General features: G+C 67.9%; 11 protein-coding genes. 1 reads left to right on the top strand and 10 read right to left on the bottom strand.

All coding sequences use genetic code 11. The features are described from left to right. Nucleotides 1–6 precede the first annotated feature (6 nt). The 10 genes from CHB99_RS04765 to CHB99_RS04810 form a co-directional block, all read right to left on the bottom strand. Entirely contained in the window at nt 7–717 is a 711-nt protein-coding gene (locus tag CHB99_RS04765) for a flagellar hook-basal body protein (RefSeq protein ID WP_042128490.1), read from the bottom strand. Next, nucleotides 714–2,798 carry a flagellar biosynthesis protein FlhA gene (locus CHB99_RS04770; RefSeq protein WP_042128492.1) on the bottom strand — a complete coding sequence of 695 codons (2,085 nt, stop codon included), beginning with the start codon at nt 2,796–2,798 and terminating at the stop codon, nt 714–716. The genes CHB99_RS04765 and CHB99_RS04770 overlap by 4 nt, the downstream gene beginning before the upstream one ends. After that, nucleotides 2,798–3,874 carry an EscU/YscU/HrcU family type III secretion system export apparatus switch protein gene (locus CHB99_RS04775; RefSeq protein ID WP_042128494.1) on the bottom strand — a complete coding sequence of 359 codons (1,077 nt, stop codon included), beginning with the start codon at nt 3,872–3,874 and terminating at the stop codon, nt 2,798–2,800. The genes CHB99_RS04770 and CHB99_RS04775 overlap by 1 nt, the downstream gene beginning before the upstream one ends. After that, complete coding sequence (locus CHB99_RS04780; protein ID WP_052419527.1) at nt 3,871–4,614, bottom strand: flagellar biosynthetic protein FliR; 744 nt, start codon at nt 4,612–4,614, stop codon at nt 3,871–3,873. Before CHB99_RS04780 ends, CHB99_RS04775 begins: the two co-directional genes overlap by 4 nt. A 36-nt stretch (nt 4,615–4,650) precedes the next feature. Continuing rightward, nucleotides 4,651–4,914 (bottom strand): flagellar biosynthetic protein FliQ, encoded by a 264-nt coding sequence (locus CHB99_RS04785; protein WP_042128495.1) that lies wholly within the window; start codon nt 4,912–4,914, stop codon nt 4,651–4,653. A gap of 225 nt (nt 4,915–5,139) precedes the next feature. After that, the gene (locus CHB99_RS04790) at nt 5,140–6,198 is read right to left on the bottom strand and encodes an ABC transporter substrate-binding protein (protein ID WP_042128497.1); all 1,059 of its coding nucleotides are present in this window, start codon (nt 6,196–6,198) and stop codon (nt 5,140–5,142) included. A gap of 75 nt (nt 6,199–6,273) precedes the next feature. Then, entirely contained in the window at nt 6,274–7,422 is a 1,149-nt protein-coding gene (locus CHB99_RS04795; RefSeq protein ID WP_042128499.1) for an LLM class flavin-dependent oxidoreductase, read from the bottom strand. Nucleotides 7,423–7,644: 222 nt separating this feature from the next. Next, nucleotides 7,645–9,489, bottom strand: coding sequence for an ABC transporter ATP-binding protein (locus tag CHB99_RS04800; protein ID WP_042128501.1), 1,845 nt, complete (start codon nt 9,487–9,489; stop codon nt 7,645–7,647). Further along, nucleotides 9,482–11,248, bottom strand: coding sequence for an ABC transporter ATP-binding protein (locus CHB99_RS04805; RefSeq protein ID WP_042128503.1), 1,767 nt, complete (start codon nt 11,246–11,248; stop codon nt 9,482–9,484). The genes CHB99_RS04800 and CHB99_RS04805 overlap by 8 nt, the downstream gene beginning before the upstream one ends. 50 nt (nt 11,249–11,298) lie before the next feature. Next, nucleotides 11,299–12,516: an acyl-CoA dehydrogenase family protein gene (locus CHB99_RS04810; protein WP_042128540.1), complete on the bottom strand. Its 1,218-nt coding sequence runs from the start codon at nt 12,514–12,516 to the stop codon at nt 11,299–11,301. A 307-nt stretch (nt 12,517–12,823) separates the two neighbouring features. On the opposite strand from CHB99_RS04810, the gene CHB99_RS04815 reads away from it, so the two are divergent. After that, on the top strand, nt 12,824–13,888 hold the full coding sequence (locus CHB99_RS04815; RefSeq protein ID WP_042128505.1) for an ABC transporter substrate-binding protein: 1,065 nt from the start codon (nt 12,824–12,826) through the stop codon (nt 13,886–13,888). Nucleotide 13,889 lies beyond the last annotated feature (1 nt).

Below are 13,889 nucleotides of genomic sequence, written 5' to 3' on the forward strand. Positions count from 1 at the left end.
ACTGTGTCAATCCTTGCCCAATTGGTTGATTCCGCTGTTGAGCATGCCGTCGTACGCCGACAGGGCGCGCTGCATGCTTTCCACATGACGAGAGACTTCCATGATCTTCACCATGTCGGTGCCCAGGGCGACGTTGGAGCCTTCCTGCATACCCTGGTGCACCTGGTAATCCTGCGCCGGCAGTGCCCGGCCCGCATGCTGGTAGAGGCCATTGCCGACCGCGCTCAGCCGCGTCGGGTCGCTGACCCGCAGCAGGTGCAGGCTGGCGACAGGCTGGTCGTCCACCAGGACCTGCCCGCCGCGCTCCACTTTCAGGGTGCCGTTGCCGATCTGCAGGGCGCCGCCATCACCGAGCACGCGCTGGCCGCCGGCATTGACCAGGTAGCCGGCGTTGTCCACGTGGAAGCGGCCGTCGCGGGTCAGCAGCGTGCCGCGCGGCCCCTGCACGGTGAACCAGGCGTCGCCGCTCAGGGCCAGGTCGGTGGCCTTGCCGGTGAGCTGCAGGGCGCCGCCCCGCAGGTCGAGGCTGGTCTGTGTCTCGATGCCGTCGAGTCCCTGGGAGGTTCCGATCGCCGCCTCGGGGGTGGCCATGACATTGAAGGCGCGGCTGGCGCGATAGCCGCTGGTGTTGGCGTTGGCGACGTTCTGCGAGACCGCCTTGAGGCTGTCGATGTCACGCTGGATAACGCCGGCCAGTTGCATGATCAGATCGCTCATGGCGTCTCCTGACGGGGGAAGTCGGGCAGGTCGACCATGCCGGCGGAAACCACCCGCGCATGCTGGCCGACCTCATTGACCGAAAGCACGGCCAGGTGCGGCACCGCGCGGGCCATGAAGGCACGCAGGATGCGCCGCAGCGGGGCGGCGCAGAGCAGCACCGGTTGTTTGTTGCCGCTCAGCTGGCGTTCGGCCTCGCGGGCCATGGTGCTGACGAACTGTTCCAGCTCCCGCGCCGGCAGCAGCGCACCCTGCACGCCGTCGCGCGGACGGCTGGCGGCGAGCATGTAGCCCTCCAGCTGTGGGGCGAGGGTGAGCACGTTGAGCTCGCCGTTCTTGTCCACCAGGCGCTCGTACAGCGCCGCGCCGAGCCGCTCGCGGACCTTCTCGGCGAGCTCTTCGGCGTTTTTCTGGGTGCGCCCGGCGTCCACCAGCACTTCGAGGATGGTTTCCAGGTTGCGGATCGGCACCTGTTCGCGCAGCAGCAACTGCAGTACGCGCTGAATATCCGAGTAACTGAGCACCTGCGGAATCAGCTCGTCCACCAGGCTGCCGAGGGCCGCGCGCTTCTTTTCCACCAGCCGTTCGGTTTCGGCGCGGGTGAGGAAGTCCGGGGCGTAGCGCCGCGCCAGTTCGGAAAGGTGGGTGAGCAGGACAGTGTCGGGCTCCACCAGGGTGTGTCCGGCGATACGCGCCTGGTTGCGCTGGGCCGGGTCGATCCACAGCGCCGCCAGGCCGTAGGTCGGCTCGCGGGTGGCGCGGCCTTCCAGGGTCAGGGTGGCGTTGCCCGGGTTGATCGCCAGCAGCTTGTCGAACTCCAGTTCGCCGTTGGCGATCACCGCACCCTGTACGCAGACCTGATAGGTGCCGGCGGCGAGTTTCTTTTCCAGGTGCACATGCAGTTGCGGCAGGGCGAAGCCGTAGTCGCGGGCGAACTGCTTGCGCAGGTTCTCGATGCGCAGGCTCAGGGTGCCGCTGGCCGAGAGCACCTGGCTGGCCAGGTCGGCGCTCAGGCGCAGCTCGAACGGCTGGCTGCTCATCATGTCGTAGAGATCGTCGCTCTCGGCCTCGTCGAGCAGGCCGCCGTCGCTTTCGCCGGCGCTGGCGGTCTCGCCGGCGTTGCGGCGTTTGCGCCAGGAAAACCAGGCGGCCGCGGCGAATACCACGAACAGCAGAAGCAGCGGCAGGATCGGCAGCCCCGGCAGCAGCATGAGGAACAGGGTGACCAGCGCCACCACCAGAAGCATCTTCGGATAGGCCGAGACCTGGCGGCCGAGTTCCTGGCCGAGGCGGGCGTCGGTGGCGGCGCGGGTGATGATGATGCCGGCGCCCACGGCGATGATCAGCGAAGGGATCTGGGTGACGATGCCGTCGCCCACGGTCAGCAGGGTGTAGTGGTGCAGCGCGTCGCCCCAGCTCATGCCTTTCTGCAGCAGACCCACCGCCAGGCCGCCGATGATGTTGATGGCGATGATGATGATCCCGGCCACGGCATCGCCCTTGACGAACTTCGAGGCGCCATCCATCGCGCCGTAGAAGTTCGACTCGCGCTCCAGCTGGCCGCGGCGCTTCTTCGCTTCGTCCTGGTCGATCAGGCCCATGTTGAGGTCGGCGTCGATGCTCATCTGCTTGCCCGGCAGCGAGTCCAGGGTGAAGCGCGCGGCGACCTCGGCAACCCGCTGCGCGCCACTGGTGACCACCACGTACTGCACCACCACGAGGATCAGGAACACCACGAAACCGATCACATAGTTGCCGCCCACCACATGGCTGCCGATCGCCCCGATCACCTTGCCGGCATCGCCGTCGGTGAGGATCAGGCGGGTCGCGGCGATGTTCAGCGACAGGCGGAACAGCGTGGTCATCAGCAGCAGCGAGGGGAAGGTGGAGAAACTCAGCGGCTTGTCGGTGTCGAAGGTCACCAGCAGCACCAGCAGGGCCACGGCGAAGTTGGTCAGCAGGAGCAGGTCCAGCAGCGCGGTGGGAATCGGGGTGAACAGCACCAGCAGGATGCCGATGACACCGATGGCCAGGAGCAGGTCGCTGCCTTCCGTCATGAACCGGGACCAGAGCGCTTTCATCAGATCATGACCTTGTTGCCGGGCAGCGAAATGACCCAGCGGTAGACCTGGGCCACATCGTTCTGGGTGATGTCGGGAATCGGCGCGTCGATGCGCGCCAGGGCGTGCAGCGTACGGGCCAGTGCGGGGCGGCGCAGTACCGGCACCGCATGTTTGCGCGCCAGGGCGCGGATACGCAGGGCCAGCAGGCCGCGGCCCATGGCCAGAACCACGGGGGCGCGCATGCTGCCTGGGCGGTACTGCAGGGCGATGGCGTAATGGGTCGGGTTGGTGACGATCACGTCGGCATCCTTGACCCGGCCGAGGGCGGCGGCTTTTTCCAGCATTTCCTGCTGGGTCGCGCGGCGCCGCGAGCGGATTTCCGGATCGCCTTCACGGCGGCGATGCTCGTCCTTCAGTTCACGGCGGCTCATGCGCATCTGCCGGGCGAACTCCCGGCGCGAATACCAGATATCGAAGAGCATCGCCGCCGCCATCACCATCAGCACGGCGAAGCCGACCTGCATCAGCAGTTGTTCGGTGGCTCCCGGCAAGGCCATGGGCGCCAGGGTCATCAGGTCGAGCAGGTCCGGGAGCAGACCCTGGAACAGGTAGAACAGCACCAGGGAGAACAGCACGCCCTTGACCAGCACCTTCAACAGTTCCACCAGCATGCGCCGGGAAAAGATCTTCTTCAGTCCCTGGATCGGGTGCAGGCGCTTGAAATCGGGCTTGAGCGCGGCGAGGGAGAACACCGGGCCGCTGAACACCAGGTTGGTCAGGATCGCCATCAGGATCAGCGCGCCGATCAATGGCATCAGCGCGTCGGCGAGCTGGCGCAGGCTGTGACTGCCCTGGGCGAGCAGGTTGCCCCAGTCGCCGCTCAGCCACGCGGCGTTGCCCAGCCACCAGTGGCTGTGTCCGGCGATCACGTTGGCCACTGAATGCACCGTGGCCGACAGCACCAGGAGGAAGGCCAGCAACATCATGAACGACAGCAGTTCCTGACTGCGCGCGACCTGACCCTTCTTGCGCGCCTCTTCCAGCTTGAACGGCGTCGCCTGTTCGCTCTTCTCCTGCTGATCGTTGCCGCTCACGCCGCACCTCCCAGGGAAGCGATGAAGCGCAGCGCGGCGTCCACCAGCAGCGGCAGGCGCTGGACGATCGCCGGCAGGGCCAGCAGGACCAGGAGCATGCCCATGGCCAGCTTCACCGGCAGGGCGAGGAAGTACACGTTGGCCTGGGGCATGGAGCGCGAGAGAAAGGCGAAGGCGGCGTCGGTCAGCCACAGGCCGACGATGATCGGTGCCGCCAGCAGGAAAGCGAGGAGGAACTGCTGGGTCAGCACGCCGGCCAGGGACACGTTGAGCAGCAGGACCGAGACACTGCCTGGCGGTACCAGGGTGGCGAGGCTGCTGAATACCCGCAGCAGGTCGTGGTGCAGGTCGAGGGTGACGAAGAGGATGGCCAGGGTCAGGGTCAGCAGTTCGGCAACCAGGCCGGTGATGTTCGCCGTACCGGGATCGAAGACACCGGCAGCGTTCAGGCCGACTTGGGTGTCCACCAGCTTGCCCGCCATGTCCAGCCCGGCATGGGCGGCATGGAAGGCGAATGCCATCATCGCACCCAGCAGCAGTTCACCGGCGAGCACCACCGGGGTCAGCGCGGGCGTTGCCGAGGCGGGCAGGGCACTGGCCATGACCGCGGCCAGGGCCAGGGCCAGGAGCAGGCGCACCGTCAACGGAATGCGGCTGAAGAACAGGATCGGCGAAGCCACCATCAGGGGCAGCAGGCGCACCGACAACAGCAGCGTGTTGAGGAAAAACAGGGTCGACACGATGAGCAACGTCCGTATTGCGTATGAGTGATGTCGCTAGAGGGTGGCGGCGCGGGTGATCACGCTGAGGGCGAACTGCTTGAGCATGCTCAGCATCCAGCCACCGAAGACCAGAAGCATGATCACGCTGACGATCAGCTTGGGTACGAAAGTGAGGGTCATTTCCTGGATCTGCGTGGCGACCTGCAGAATGCTGATCAGCAGACCGACGATGAGAACCGCCAGCAGAAGAGGCGCGGCCACCATGGCGGCCGTCAGCAACGCTTCTTTGAGCGCTTGTAGCACGAAATCCTGCGTCATTCCCTTCCCCGGCTAAGGCCAGACGCCCGTAGGCGCTCCTTGGCTGAAATCACAGCCTTTATGGCTTATAGCCACTACCTGAACGGGCGGCATGCTATAGAGTTCCCGGTGGACTGCGCAAGGGGGGCTAGTGAATCTTTTTCCATTCATTCGGATAGGTGTGCGGCGCGTCGGCTGCGAGCGTCCTTTCGCTCGCAGCCGTGCGTGGTTTTCCCGGTGCCCGCTTCAGGTCGCCACCCGCGACGTCGACCCGATCACCGCCTCCAGCACCCTGAAGTCGATCCACTCGCGCACATCGAAATGCCTCGGAATGAACTGCCAGCGATAGAGAAAATCGGTGAAGTCCTGCAGTGCGCCGATCGAGCGGCTGTCCAGTGTCGTGCGCAGCCGTCGATGGGCGTCCTCGCCGTAGGCCGCCGCCACCCAGTACTCGCTGGTGTTCAGTTCCCGGGCCAGGTAGCGGCGGGTTTCGTCGGGGTTGGCCCAGGCCCATTGCTCGGTGCGCAGGAGCACGTCGACGATGCGCTTGCAGGCTCCGAAGTGGTGGTTCAGCAGGTTGGTGTCCACCGTCAATGTGCGCGGTGTGCCGTTGTTGGCGCGCACCAGCGGGTCGGGGTGCGAGCCGGTGTCGATCACCACGTGCAGGCCCAGTTCGTAGGCCAGTTGCAGCGCCGTGGCGCCCTTGAGGAAGATCGCGTCGATATCGCCGCGCAGCAGGCCGATCAGTTCGTTGTTGCGCCGGCTGATGCGGGTGCCACCGAGGTAGACCCCGGAGCCATGCACCTGGGTGATCTGCTCGTCGCTGTGGGTGCCGCCGTAGGGGTAGTCCACCAGCTCGACGTCGGCGACGCTCAGGCCTTCCAGGCGCAGGGCGTTTTCCAGGCCGCGCAGGGCCTGGGCGCGGGTGAAGTCGATCTGCACGTTGGCCCATTTCGGCAGGCCGAAACGGCGGTTCTTCAGGTCGCGGACGCTCTTCACGCCGCTCTCGACGGTGGTCAGGATCAATTGCACTTCATCCGCCCAGCTCAGGCCCAGCACGCGGGTCTGCACGCCGGCGGAATAGGCCCAGATCGCCGGGATATTGCCGCCATGACGGACCGAGTTGGGCAGGTGATGGTCGTAGTGGGCCTCGCGAACTTCCCGTTCGCTGGACTCGCGCAGCGACTGGATCGAAGTGCCCAGCGGCGCGAAGGCTTCGGCCAGGCGCCCGCTCTGCACGGCGATGCCGAGGCCGGTGGGCACCGGGCTGTGGGTGTACCAGAGGGTGTCGAGGGGGGTGCTCATGGGGTGATCGTGTCCTTGAGAGATGGCCGTCCGTGCGGCCAGCAGAAATGGCGGCCCGTCCGTGCTGGGCCGATGTCAGGCACTGGCCTTGAGCGCCGGGGCAGGCCGTTCGCGCAGCAGCGGCAGGACTTCCTGACCGATGCGCAGGGCCTCTTCCAGGTGCGGGTTGCCGGCGAGGATGAAGGTGGAGAAGCCGGCATCGCGGTACTCGGCCAGGCGTTCGGCGATGTTCTGGTGGCTGCCCACCAGGCCGACGGTGGGCCCGGGCTTGGCCTTGGCGAAGCCGGCCCAGAGGTTGGGCCCGAGGATCAGCTCGTCGAAGCCCTGGATATTCTGGTGGTAGGCGCTCTGGCGCGCGCCGCCGACCGAATCGCTGGCCTGGGTGAAGGCGCTCGAGACCGCGCTGGGCTTGCCTTCCAGGCGCTCGAACTGGCGACGCAGGTCGGCCCAGGCGGCTTCCTCGGTCTCGCGGGCGAACAGGTCGACGCGCAGGCCGAAACGCACGCTGCGGCCTTGCTTGTCGGCCAGTTCGCGGACCCGCTCGATATGCGGCCTGAGCTTGTCCACCGGCTCGGCCCAGTTCAGGTAGACGTCGGCGTGGCGTGCGGCGACGTCCAGCGCGGCGTCGGAGAAGCCGGAGAAGTACACCGCCGGCTTGCGCTCGTTGCCCAGGCCCGGCGGCAGCGCGCCGTTCTCCAGGCGGTAGATGTCGCCCTCGTAGTTGAAGCGCTCGTTGCGCCACAGGCCGTCGATGATGTCGAGGAACTCGCCGGTGCGCTGGTAGCGCTGGTCGTGGTCGAGGAAGTCGCCCTGGGCGCGCTGGCTGGCGGGGTTGCCGCCGGTGATGATGTTCCAGTCCAGGCGGCCATGGCTCAGGTGCTGGAGGATCGCGGCCTGCTGCGCGGCGTAGGCGGGCAGGGTCCAGGTCGCCTGGAACGCCACCAGGAAACGCAGGCGCCGGGTTTCCCGGGCCAGCGCCGCGGCGACGATCCACGGCTCGGGGCCGGTGGGCAGCAGCGCGCCTTCGAAGCCGGCCAGTTCGGCGGCCTTGGCCACCTGGGCGATGTAGTCGATGTAGGTGAAGCCGTCAGGGCTGCCGTCGGCCAGCAGGCCCGGGGCGATATGCCCGTGGCGGGCGGCGAAGCTGCCGCGGTTGTGCTTGTCGGTGGTGAGTTGCGGGCCGTCGGTGCCCAGGGGCAGACGCCAGAAGAATTCGGTGGCCATGGGTGGTCCTCTGTGAGTTTGAAAGCAGTTTTGCAACCGGCATGCCACGGTGTGTCAGTCAGGGCCCCATCGCTGGCAACGCCAGCTCCCACAGGGACTGGAGTCCACCGCGAACCTTGTGGGAGCTGGCGTTGCCAGCGATGAGGCCATTGAAGTCAATGGAGACTGCTGCCTGAGCAGCACCCCGCAAGCAGCCACTGTGGCGGACGCAACACGGCCCCGTCAGTCATGCACGGCAAGCAAGTCATCCTGTCGCTCATAGCTGCGATACAACGCCGCATAAGCCCCATCCGCCGCCAGCAACTGCGCATGTGCTCCCTGCTCCTGCACCTGCCCCTGGCGAATCACCACGATGCGGTCGGCATCGCGGATGGTCGCCAGCCGGTGGGCGATGATGATCGCCGTGCGTCCTTCGCACAGCCGCCGCAGCGCTCGCTGGATGCGCCGCTCGGTATGCACGTCGACCGCCGAGGTGGCTTCGTCCAGCACCAGCACGGCGGGGTTGGCGAGGTAGGCGCGGACCAGGCAGACCAGCTGGCGCTGCCCGTGGCTCAGATGACTGCCAAGCGTGCCGACCTGCGTCGCGTACTGATGCGGCAGGCGCTCCAGCACTTCGTCCGCGCCCAGTTCCCGCGCCGCGGCGATCAGGCTGGCGTCGTCCGCCCCCGGCGCGGCCAGGCGCAGGTTGTCGAGGATGCTGCCGGCGAACAGCACGTTGTCCTGCAGCACCACACCGACATGCCGGCGCAGTTGCTGCTGGCTCAACCGGCGGATATCCACGCCATCCAGCTTCACCGCGCCTTCATCCACCTCGTAGAAACGCGTCAGCAACTGCACCAGGGTGCTCTTACCATGCCCGGACGGGCCGACGATGGCCAGCACCTCGCCGGCGCGAATGCGCAGGTCCAGGCCGTCGATCACCGGCCGCGCGGCATCGCGCTGGTAGGCAAAGCGCACCCGCTCGAAATGCACCTCGCCCTGCACCCGCGGCAGTGGCAGCGGGCGTTCCGGGTCGAGGATCTGCGGCGCGGTATCGAGCAGCAGGAAGATCCGCTGCGCCGAGGCCGAGCCGGTGGCATAGCGCTCGAACAGGTCGGTCAGTTCCTGTAACGGCCCGAGGAACAGCATCACGTAGAACAGGCTTTCGCCGATCTGCCCCACGGTCACCTTGCCCTCGGCCAGCGAGTAGCCACCCACCAGCACCAGCACGGCCATGCCGGCGGCGGCGAGCAGGGCGGTGAATGGGGCGAACCAGCCGGAGCGCAGGCTGCCGGTGATCAGGGCACTGTTGAAGTCGTCGAGCAATTGCCGGTAGCGCCGCTGGTTATCGCCTTCGCGCCCGCTCTGCTGCAGCAGGCGCACGCCGCTGACGCTTTCCACCAGGTGCGCGGTGAAGCGGCTGCGCTGCTCGGCGACCTTGGCCCAGTTGCGCTGGGCCACGCGCTTGAACGCCCAGGTGGCGAGAAACAGCAGCGGCACGCTGCCGATCAGGGCGAAGAAGAACAGCGGTTCGATCAGCCACAGCATCAACGCCGCCAGGCTGCAGCGCAGCAAGGCCCCGAGCAGTTCCGGCGGGCCCTGGATCAGCAGCGGTTCGAGGGCGTCGACGTCGCGGTCGGCACGGGACAGGATGCGCCCGGCGCGGGTGCGGTCGAAGTAGCCGATGCTCAGCGCCTGGACATGGGCGAACACGCGCACCCGCAACTGGTTCAGCACCTCGATGGCGGCGCTGCCGGCGAGGTACTGCGACACCCCGGCGAGGAGGAAGCGCCCGAGCCAGCTGGCGGCCAGCCCGGCGCCCAGCCAGAGCACTAGCGGCAGGTCGAGCAGCCAGGCATTGCCGTCGTGGATCAGGCCGCGGTCGAGCAGTTCGCGGACGAACCACGGCCGCAGGAACACGGTGAACACCAGCAGCAGTTCCAGGCCGATGACCCAGGCCACCTGGCGGCGCACCGGCTGCAGCAGCGGCAGCAGGCGTTGCAGCATGCCGCGGTCGAGGGCCTTTTTCGCCAGGCGCTCTTCGATCTCGATATCGCTCATGGCGGTGTTGCCGGCGTTCTTAGTCATGCTCGATCCCCAGCAGGTCACGGTAGGCCGGGTTGCGCCGCAGCAGTTCGCGGTGCGGGCCGCTGTCGACGATGCGGCCCTGGTCGAGCAGCAGCACGCGGTCGGCGCGCTGCACGGTGGAGGCCTTGCTGGCGATCAGCAGCAGGGTCGGCCCGCCGGGGCGGCGCAGGTTGTCCAGGACATGCCGCTCGCTGATGGCATCGAGGGCGCTGGTGGCGTCGTCCAGGCACAGCAGGTCCGGCGCGGCGAGCAGCGCGCGGGCCAGGCACAGGCGCTGGCGCTGGCCGCCGGAGAGGGTCACGCCGCGGTCGCCCAGCGGGCTGTCCAGGCCCTGTGGCAGACGTTCGAGGATGTCGTCGGCGCTGGCCCGGTGCAGGGCGTCGAGCAGGTCCGCATCGCTGGCATCCGGCGCGGCGAGGCGCAGGTTGGCGGCCAGGGTGTCGGCGAACAGGAAGCTCTCCTGGGGCAGCACATGCACGCGCCGGCGCAGGTCGGCGAGGTCGACGCCGCGCACATCCTGCCAGCCGCCACGGCCATTGCCGATCAGCACCTGGCCGCTGTCGGCGTCGCTCAGGCGCGGCAGCAGGCTGGCCAGCAGGCTCTTGCCGGTGCCGGTGGCGCCGACCAGCGCGACCACTTCCCCCGGCGCCAGGCTCAGCGAGCACTGGCGCAGGATGTCGCGCTCGCTGCCGGGCGCGGCGACGCTGACGTTGTCCAGCTTCAATCCCAGCGGCCCTGGTGGCAGGCGCCGCGGGCCGCTCTCGATCAGCGCCGGGGCATCCAGCAACTGCCAGATGCGGCCAGCCGAGGCGCGGGCGTCGGCGAAGGTCTGCATGACCCGGCCGATGCCCTCGATGCGAAACACCAGGGTGGTGGCGATCAACAGCGAGGTGACCAGTTCGCCGATGCCGATGCGCCCGGCGGCCACCAGTTGCGCGCCGATCACCAGGATCCACACGTGCCCCAGGGCCACCACCGCCTGCGGTAGTGGAATCCGCGAGCTGGACCATCGCAGGGCCTGGCGGGCGAGGCCGGTGAATTCGCCGACCTGGGCGGCGAAGCCGTCGATGCGCTGCTGCTGCAGGCCGAACGACTTGATCACCCGCACCGCGCCGATGCCTTCGGCCAGGTCCTGGTTGACCCGGTCGTAGGCGCCACCGACGGCCCGGTCCAGTTCCACCAGGCGCTCGGTCTGCAGCACGAAGATGTACAGGCCGAGCAGGGTCAGCAGCAGCGGGCCGAGGGCCAGCAGCGGGTGATACCAGCCGAGCAGGCCGACCGTGGCCAGCACCACCAGCGGGGTTTCCACCAGTTGGCGCCAGAAGCTGACCAGGGCATCGCGAACCTTGTCGGCATCGCGGGTGGTGCGGGTGACGATCTCGCCCATGCCGTGCTGCCAGTGGTAGCCCAGGTGCAGGCGCAGGACCTGTTCGAGGATGCGCTCGCGCAGGCGGGTCAGCAGTTCCTGACCGAGGATCAGCGAACCCAGGGCCGCCGCGTACTGCAGCACGGCGCGGGCGAAGGCGACGGCGAGAATGGCCCAGAACCACTGCCAGGCCACCCGGGCATCGAGGCCGCCGTCGTCGAGACGGCGGACCGCGACCCCGGCGGTGACGTCGTTGAGGGCGTGGCCGATCAGCCATTGCTGCCAGACCAGGCCCAGGTTGATAAGCACGAAAAGCCCGGCGACCAGGGCGAAACGCCAGGGCATTTCGCGGTAGATCGCCAGGCTGCGCAGCAGCGGATATCGATGGCTCATGAAGGACTCGAAACGGGACGAAGAAGCGCGGGTGGACCCGCGCGATGGAATCAGCGGCTGGCACCGGCCTTCTGCTTGGCGGTGAGGATCGCGGTGTATTCGCCCGGGTCGACGCCGTTGAGGTAGTAGTTGCCGACATGGTGCAGACGCCAGCGGATCGGGTCGTGGGTGGTGTGTACCCGGGCGTTGCGCCAGAAGCGGTCGAGGTTCCACTTGCTCAGCGAGGCACTGGCGCCGAGCAGGGAGAAGATGTCGCTGGAGATTTTCAGCGAGGCGCCGTCGGAGTGGGCGCGGGCGGTGGCCACGGCGAGGATCAGTTCATCCTGCAGGGCCTTGTTTTCCGGATCGCGCTCGTGGGCGTCGAAGGTCCGCGCGGCATCGCGCAGCAGCGATTCGGCGGCGCGCAGGGCCACGGCGTATTCACCGATCTGGCGGATGATGTGCGGCTCGTCGCTGGCCCGCTCCACCTCGCTCTCGACCCACGGCCGCGCGTGCTGGTTGAGGTAGTCGATGCCGGCCTGCAGGGCGCCGGCGGCGATGCCGGTGTCGATCGCGGCGTGGAGGATCTGCGGGAAGGTCAGCCCGGTGCGCTTCATCGGCCCCTGGCGGCGCAGCACGTAGCGCTCGTCCAGCTCGATATTGTCGAAACGCACCGTGCCGCTCACCGAGTTGTGCTGGCCGAAGGCGTCCCAGTCGTCGACCAGGGTCAGGCCCGGGGTGTCGCGGTGCAGCAGCACACCGGCGCCACCGTCGTCGCTGGCGGCGGTGAGGGAAATCCATTCGGCCAGGTACGAGCCGGTGGAGTAGAACTTGCTGCCGTTGAGCACCAGCACGCCGTCCTCGCGGCGCTCGACCCGGGTCTTGAGGGCGAACTTGTTCTTCCCGCCGACTTCGGCCAGGGCATTGCCCAGGCGCTTGCCGGCCAGCACGTCGGCGAGCAGGCGCTGGCGCACCTCGTCCGGGTAGCCGCTGAGCACGCCGCGCAGCATCACGTTGTGGATCTGCAGCAACTGGCCGACGCCGCCATCGGCGCGGGAAATGATGCGCACCGTCTCGACGATGGTTTCCACCGAGGCGCCAAGACCGCCATCGGCCTCGGGTACGCCGATGGCGGTCAGGCCGCTGCTGGACAGCAGTTCGGCCTGGCGGCGCGGCAGGCTGCGGTTGTTCCGCGGATCGGCGGCGATGGCGGCGATCTCGCCGGCCACTTCATGGGCAACGGTAATGGCCTGGGCTTGGCTTTCCAGGCGGCGGGGCAGGGTAGTCACGATCAACGCTTCCTTGAATGAGCAGGTGCGCGGACCAGAGCAGGTTCTGTGCCAGTGCCCTGCAGGCCTTGCCGGCCGTGGCCTGCAGCGATTTCATGGAAAGCCGTTGCTGCTCCAGCAGCAGTTCGCGGGGGGTTGTTGCTCAGGCAGCAGCAGTGACGCTGCGCGGGTGTTGGCAGATCAGCAATCGTCACTTGGCGAGAATATAAAACTCAATAAAATCAATGATTTACTGAGTTGGCACGGGCGCTGCAATACCCCAGGCAAAGGCCACCCGGCCCGTTCGATCCCCTGATGGAGCCCGTTCATGTCACTTGCCGCTACCTTGCCGTCGCTCACCTCGGCGCCCCTGGAGCAACTCTGGTTCACCCGCTGCCCGGTGCCTACCGCCTCCGGCATCGCCTACACCCTCGGCTGGCTCGGCGAGGAATTCGCCGCCGACGGCCTGCCGCTGCTGACCCTGCAGGAGGCCCGCCAGCTCGGTCATCACCATTACGATCACCAGTTGCCCGGGCTGTTTCGCGAGGGCGGCAACGTCCCGGCCCTGGCCGCCCGCGCCGCCGGTTCGCCGAGCCGGCTGATCGGCCTGACCTGGATCGAGGAATGGCAGACCATCCTCGTCCGTCCCGGCTCCGGCATCCGCAGCGCCGCCGACCTCAAGGGCAAGCGCCTGGCCCTGCCGGCCTGGGGCGCCAATCGTCCTGGCAGCATCGCCCGGGCCATGAGCCTGCATGGCTACAAGGGCGCGTTGAGCCTGGCCGGCCTGGGCTTCGACGACGTGACCCTGGTGGAAGTGCCGCTGCACGACCAGGAGCAGGCGCCGAATCCGAACGAAGGTTTGCAACGCCTGTGGTCGGGCCTGGACTACCTGGTGCGCGGCAAGGTCGACGCGGTCTACGTCAAGGGCGCCTCCGCCGCCGACGCGGCGCGCCGTCTGGGCCTGGAAGTGGGCATCGACCTCGACCGGATCGAAGACCCGCGCTACCGCATCAACAACGGCACGCCGCGGCCGATCACCGTGCACCAGAACCTGCTCGACGAGCATTTCGACCTGGTGGTGCGCTTCCTCGCCCAGACCCTGCGCGCCGCCGACTGGGCGCGGGACAACCGTGACGGCGTGCTGCGCATCCTGCAGGACGAAACCCGTGCCGGCGCCGCGGGGGTCGACCAGGCCTACCGCGGCGACTTCCACACCACCCTGGCCCCGGACCTGTCCGAGCAGCGCCTGGCCTTCCTCGACCTGCAGAAGACCTTCCTCAACCTGCATGGCTTCCTCGAAGCCGACTTCGACCTGGCCGACTGGGTCGACCACCGCCCGCTGCAAGCCGCCCGCGAACTGCTCGCGCAACGCAACCAAGACAAGGACCGCTGAG

The sequence above is a fragment of the Pseudomonas japonica genome, from assembly GCF_900188455.1.
GTDB classification, from domain to species: Bacteria; Pseudomonadota; Gammaproteobacteria; order Pseudomonadales; family Pseudomonadaceae; genus Aquipseudomonas; species Aquipseudomonas japonica.

Bases quoted from the DNA above. Each gene is read 5' to 3' on its own strand.
- CHB99_RS04815 (WP_042128505.1), top strand. From the start codon at position 12,824: ATGTCACTTGCCGCTACCTTGCCGTCGCTCACCTCGGCGCCCCTGGAG.
- CHB99_RS04770 (WP_042128492.1), bottom strand. From the start codon at position 2,798: ATGAAAGCGCTCTGGTCCCGGTTCATGACGGAAGGCAGCGACCTGCTC.
- CHB99_RS04800 (WP_042128501.1), bottom strand. From the start codon at position 9,489: ATGACTAAGAACGCCGGCAACACCGCCATGAGCGATATCGAGATCGAA.
- CHB99_RS04795 (WP_042128499.1), bottom strand. From the start codon at position 7,422: ATGGCCACCGAATTCTTCTGGCGTCTGCCCCTGGGCACCGACGGCCCG.
- CHB99_RS04805 (WP_042128503.1), bottom strand. From the start codon at position 11,248: ATGAGCCATCGATATCCGCTGCTGCGCAGCCTGGCGATCTACCGCGAA.
- CHB99_RS04765 (WP_042128490.1), bottom strand. From the start codon at position 717: ATGAGCGATCTGATCATGCAACTGGCCGGCGTTATCCAGCGTGACATC.
- CHB99_RS04785 (WP_042128495.1), bottom strand. From the start codon at position 4,914: ATGACGCAGGATTTCGTGCTACAAGCGCTCAAAGAAGCGTTGCTGACG.
- CHB99_RS04790 (WP_042128497.1), bottom strand. From the start codon at position 6,198: ATGAGCACCCCCCTCGACACCCTCTGGTACACCCACAGCCCGGTGCCC.